Here is a 5,512-nt window from a genome sequence, read left to right on the forward strand (position 1 = left end):
CCGGAGTGGACGAACCACTGGTGTTCGGGTTGTCATGCCAATGGCATTGCCCGGTAGCTACGTTCGGAACTGATAACCGCTGAAAGCATCTAAGCGGGAAGCAGGCTTTGAGATGAGTTCTCACTGGAGCTTTAAGCTCCCTAAAGGGTCGTTGGAGACTACAACGTTGATAGGTCAGGTGTGTAAGGGTTGTGAGGCCTTGAGCTAACTGATACTAATTACCCGTGAGGCTTAACCATACAACACCCAAGTGGTTTTGTATTGACAGGTTAAAGTCACTTACTAACTTAGTAATGAAAAATTCATGTAGGAAACCTACACATCATTTTGAATTACGTTGTTATTAAGCGATTTACCACAGTCAAAAAGTTTGACATTGAATAAAATATTAAACACGTACTGCGTGTTACTTGAATTGCTTTTGTTAAATTTATATCAAATTTCCAAGATTGCTAATTACTACTTACCAAAGGTAAGCGAGTGATTAAAAGTTTTTGTTTAGCGACAATAGCACTGTAGCCCCACCTGATCCCATTCCGAACTCAGAAGTGAAATGCAGTAGCGCCGATGGTAGTGTGGGAGTTCCCATGTGAGAGTAGGACATTGCTAAGCTTCTATTTAGAAAAGCCCGCAACATTGTTGCGGGCTTTTTGCTGTCTGGTGTTTGACCCCTCGACCCTTTGACCCTTCGACCCTTCGACCCTTCGACGAGCTCAGGATAAACGAGCTCAGGATAAACTAGCTCAGGATAAACTAGCTCAGGATAAACTAGCTCAGGATCAACTAGCTCAGGATCAACGAGGATAGGGGAAATGTGAATACTCAGGTGCGCTAATGGGTAGTTGACTTATGTGGCAGTAAAGCCCATGTGACCCTTCGACGAGCTCAGGATGAACGGGGATAATGGAGAAGCTTCACTTAAGAAAAGCCACCTTCATATTATAATAAAAAGCGAAAGAGTCGGGCTTTTTGCCGTCTGTCGTTTTTGAAAAAGTCATACTTTATGAGTAGGTTTATTTCATCCTTAAGACCTAGAGCTGCAAAGGGCAATTGATAATATAATACCACTGAGTATTTTAGATATAATAAAGGGAATAAAATGAAAAGCAAAATATTGGGTATGTCATTTTTAGCAGCGACTATCTCTTTTACTTCATTTGCGAAAGATGATAATGAAGTGATGATGCAAGCCGCAGGGCAAGAAATTTTTAAAAAGTGTAGTGCATGTCACTCAGCTGATGGCAGTAAAAATACATTTGGTCCGAGTTTAGTTGGAGTGATAAATCGTAAAGCTGCATCTCTTCCTCGTTTTTCCTATTCTGAAGCATTAAAAAAGTCAGGTTTAACTTGGACTGAGACCAATATTCGTCTTTGGGTTGCAGGTAATGATCTTCTAGTGCCTGGTACACGTATGCGTCATGTTCAAATTACTGACACAGCTGAACAAAATTATTTATTGGCTTATCTTAAGTCATTAAAATAATGTGAGTGTTTTTATCTATATGAAAAAGAGCTTTAAAGTTGATTTTAAAGCTCTTTTAAATACACCTATTTAATAGTCAATCCTTTGGGTAGATTAGGATGCGTAGCAGCTAATTAACGAAATATAAATATATTGTTATTGTTAGCTATCCTCGAAATAGAGAACCTAAAAATAGACCAGTTACCCTAATACCCTAATACCCTAATACCCTAATGCCGTATGACTTCATGAGTTCAAATGGTGAATACTTTAGTCAATAAATCACTCTCATATTTTTTCTTGTCAATTAATTCTTCATGGTACTAATACTCCTCAGTAATTCTAATTTTTTCTGTCAATATTTCAAGATGAACAGATTAAGAATTTGAAATTCAGTTATTTTGAACTAAGCTAATATGTAATCAATATATGGGAATTACTGTACCGCCTATAAGTGTATACAGAGGGCGATTCCTAGATCTTAATATTCAATAATGCTATTTTGTAGGGTATCCTAAATACTACATACAATTTGAGCTCCTCCTCGGAACATGTGATAGAAATAGTTCCGTCGGAGTTGTTTTTTGACCTGATTTTCGACGGTAACACTGAATTAAGGACTAGCCTTCCTATAATTGATTTAAAACCGATAACCAACAAAGCTTTACAGCTGACGGCTAACCTCCGCATGTGTGTGTAGATGTAATATTTAACGCAAATTTAGAGTGTTCATTATGCAAAAATTAGCAATTGTGCAAGAGTCACCAATATTACTAGATCGAGAAAAAACAATTAATATGGCCATTGCCCTTGTCAATAAAGCTGCTGAAGGTGGCGCCGAATTAGTAATTTTTCCAGAGGCTTTCATTTCAGGTTACCCTGCATGGATATGGCGTCTTCGCCCTGGTGGAGATTGGGGAATAAGCGAAGAGCTACATACTCGATTACTTAATAGCTCAGTAGATATAGACAATAATGAGCTATCCCCACTTTGTGAAGCCGCTAAGAAAAATAATATTACGATTATCTGCGGTTTGAATGAAAGAGACGGAGAATTTAGTAGAGCAACTGTATATAACACCGTAGTGATTATTGGGGAAGATGGAAGCATCTTAAATCGTCACAGGAAATTAATGCCAACCAACCCAGAAAGAATGGTTTGGGGGTTTGGTGATGGTTCAGGTTTAAATGTGGTAGATACACCGGTTGGAAAAATTGGATCATTACTGTGTTGGGAAAACTATATGCCCTTGGCAAGATATGCTCTATATTCACAAGGTATAGAAATCTATGTGGCCCCCACATATGACAGTGGCGATGGGTGGATTGGTACCATGCAGCACATTGCGCGGGAAGGTCGTTGTTGGGTGGTGAGTAGTGGTGTTGTGTTAACTCGCGACGATATTCCAGATGATTTTCCTGAAAAGGAAACGTTATATCCCGATACGGAAAATTGGATAAACGCAGGTGACTCTGTTGTAATTGCTCCGGGTGGTGAAATTGTAGCGGGACCTATGCGAAAGGAAAAAGGATTACTTTTTGCTGAAATTGATTCTAGTCGTGTAGCTACGTCAAAAAGAGCACTTGATGTTGCTGGCCATTATTCTCGGCCTGACATATTTACACTCAGTGTAGATACTCGATTACAAAGTTCGATTAAGTTTAAACAAACATGAATATAAGTCACTCTGCAGGACTCTCTATAAATTGACACCGTTAGCTCGAATGCCATGTATAGGCTAACGGACAAGAAATTGCTAATCAAAATAATTAGATAGTGATTATGGTTAAATATATTCAACACATTTATCGTTGTTTCTCGTCCAATGATTTATTTAACAATATTATTGAAGGGCTTAATAATCTAGACAAGGATTTCCCGAATACCACCCTAGATTATCTTCACCCTGTAGATGAACTTCATATCCGTGGTGATACTGCCACTAAAAAGCTAATTTAACTTGCGGAATTTACGCTCTATATGAATATATTGGATGTAGGTTGTGGAATAGCAGGCTCAACTCGTCGTTTATCGCAAGAAACAGGGTTGTCGTGTAACCGGTATGGATTTGAGTGAGACTTACATTGATACAGCAGAACGACTTGACGCATTCTTGATATGCAAAATCAGGTGTCATTTCATGCTTGTAGCGCCGAAATAACCTTTTGCAGCACAGTCATTACTAACCAGCTGTGCTACTCATACTATTTAGTTAAATTGACTGCTTCTGAGATAGAGTCTGTTACAAGGTTTGCAATTTCTTCTGAGCTATTTGTTGCCACGTCATACGCGTTTAATGCAGAAGTTGAAACTTTTGTTTGCAGCTGATCGGTATAATATTTTTGATCGTCAATCACTTTAGTAATATCAGTTTGTGTTGATAATGTTTTTGTTTGTGCTGCAACTTCCCAACTAATAGCAGTAAAAAATGTTTTTTGTAGGTTTATTAATTGCTCAATATATTTTGTATTGATTTCTATAAGGCTATTGAATGGCTTTATAGCAGTAATGAATTTTTCTGATGTTTTTGTAAACATAATAAAGCCTTCTTTAATTTTATTGCGGTGCAGCAATTGATTTTAAATAAGTATAAAGTGATAAAATATTGGCGTCAATACTTTTATGCTGCTAAGCAACATAAAAGTATTGAATTATGTTAATGCTAAAATTAGCATTAACTTCACTCTACAGATTTTGCTATTTAAGTAGAATACAATTAGCAATTAAATTGATGGGCTATTTCGGTGGTTCACAATATCGCTTATATCCGATGTTTCCTTACGATAGTTATTCCCCTCGAAGTCAATGATGTTAATGGGAAACGCTGTCGCTAAAGATCAAAAAATTGGCATGGTTGATGTCAAATCCATTACACCACAGATGCCACAAATGGTAGCTCTTAACAGCATTCTTCAAGCTGAATTTAAAAATGAAATAGAAGAATTAAAGGAATTACAGACGGACTTAAAATATAATTACGATAAAATGCAACGTAATGATGGAGCAATGAGTAATACGCAAATAGAAAAATTTCGTAAAAAAGTCCTAGACAAAAAAATACTTATAATAAAAAAGAGAAGGCATTACTGAACTCAATGCGAGGTCGTTTCGAGGACGAGCAAATGAAAGTAAAGGTGTTAATTTCTCAAATTATCAATAAAGTAGCTATAGAAGGTGGTTATGACTACATTATTAGACGTGAAAACCTTGCCTATGCTGTAGATAACGAAAACGACATATCTACAAAGGTATTAGAGCAAGCACACAAAAATTACTAATCTGTTGATTTGAGCGAGCAAATTTCAATGCTTAACCTCAAACAAATAGCCGAATATGTTGGCAGCATTGCCAAAGATGATGTTCAATGCCTGATTTACCTTACCTCTGTCTCTTGATCACAAGTCTGTAGTCTGCTGAATGGATTTTAATATCTCAGCAGACTCAACCATTTCCATTAACTTAAACCAGCCAGAGTACAGTGCTTTTACCCCAACCAGTCCATTTCGTTTACTATCATACCAACCGCCAAGTTTAGCTAAAGCATAATAAAACCAATAAAGTGAAGGCGTTTCCTTAGGAATAACGTCCCCTTTATTTAGTTTCATCCAGAGTAACTGCCACGTTAACTTATCTGCACATACTTCACAGCTAACTTTTTTTGCTTGTTTATTATTTTGGCAGACTTCTTGTAATTGCATTAAACGTACAGCGATAAATGCTTGAATAATAGCAATGCGTTGTATGTTGTTTTTACTTTGTAATCTTAAGCCCTCAACATCTGTACCATCTGACTTCCATACTTTATGAAACTCCTCTACACGCCAACGTAATTCATAATATCTAACAATTATTAACGCATCTGCTGGGCTATGGATTGCTTCACTCGTATATAATATCCAACATAATGGATCTTTAATATCGTCGCCTGTTTCTTGACAAATTATAACGTTGACATCAAGTGAGTCTTTACCTTCTGCTCTTTTAGGTTTTTTAATCGAGACCGATTCATAACTTAACATCATGTGAGCTTTTCTGCCTTTACGCCCACC

General features: G+C 37.1%; 7 protein-coding genes and 2 rRNA genes. 7 read left to right on the forward strand and 2 right to left on the reverse strand.

What is annotated here, in order from left to right; translation table 11 throughout:
* From DWA31_RS06145 to DWA31_RS17160, 5 genes are all read left to right on the forward strand, one after another.
* Positions 1–239 (forward strand): 23S ribosomal RNA (locus tag DWA31_RS06145); the annotation flags it as partial.
* A 258-nt stretch (positions 240–497) separates the two neighbouring features.
* Positions 498–612 (forward strand): 5S ribosomal RNA (gene rrf, locus DWA31_RS06150).
* 487 nt (positions 613–1,099) lie between these two features.
* Positions 1,100–1,483 carry a c-type cytochrome gene (locus DWA31_RS06155; RefSeq protein ID WP_114325747.1) on the forward strand — a complete coding sequence of 128 codons (384 nt, stop codon included), beginning with the start codon at positions 1,100–1,102 and terminating at the stop codon, positions 1,481–1,483.
* Positions 1,484–2,196: 713 nt separating this feature from the next.
* A complete protein-coding gene (locus DWA31_RS06160; protein WP_114325748.1) occupies positions 2,197–3,138 on the forward strand; it encodes a carbon-nitrogen hydrolase family protein in 942 nt (313 codons plus the stop codon).
* A gap of 107 nt (positions 3,139–3,245) precedes the next feature.
* Complete coding sequence (locus DWA31_RS17160; protein ID WP_168427293.1) at positions 3,246–3,422, forward strand: hypothetical protein; 177 nt, start codon at positions 3,246–3,248, stop codon at positions 3,420–3,422.
* Positions 3,423–3,667: 245 nt separating this feature from the next.
* Here DWA31_RS17160 and phaP read toward each other — a convergent pair whose 3' ends face one another.
* Entirely contained in the window at positions 3,668–4,000 is a 333-nt protein-coding gene (gene phaP, locus DWA31_RS06165) for a TIGR01841 family phasin (protein WP_114325749.1), read from the reverse strand.
* A 268-nt stretch (positions 4,001–4,268) separates the two neighbouring features.
* Between phaP and DWA31_RS17930 the strand changes: the two genes are divergently transcribed.
* On the forward strand, positions 4,269–4,553 hold the full coding sequence (locus DWA31_RS17930; RefSeq protein WP_114325750.1) for an OmpH family outer membrane protein: 285 nt from the start codon (positions 4,269–4,271) through the stop codon (positions 4,551–4,553).
* A 32-nt stretch (positions 4,554–4,585) separates the two neighbouring features.
* Positions 4,586–4,741 (forward strand): hypothetical protein, encoded by a 156-nt coding sequence (locus tag DWA31_RS17935; protein WP_484038969.1) that lies wholly within the window; start codon positions 4,586–4,588, stop codon positions 4,739–4,741.
* A 117-nt stretch (positions 4,742–4,858) separates the two neighbouring features.
* On the opposite strand, the gene DWA31_RS06180 is transcribed toward DWA31_RS17935, so the two are convergent.
* The coding region (locus DWA31_RS06180; RefSeq protein WP_114325752.1) for an IS4 family transposase at positions 4,859–5,512 on the reverse strand (654 nt) is incomplete at its 5' end.

This window comes from Candidatus Colwellia aromaticivorans, from assembly GCF_003333305.1.
GTDB classification, from domain to species: domain Bacteria; phylum Pseudomonadota; class Gammaproteobacteria; order Enterobacterales; family Alteromonadaceae; genus Colwellia; species Colwellia aromaticivorans.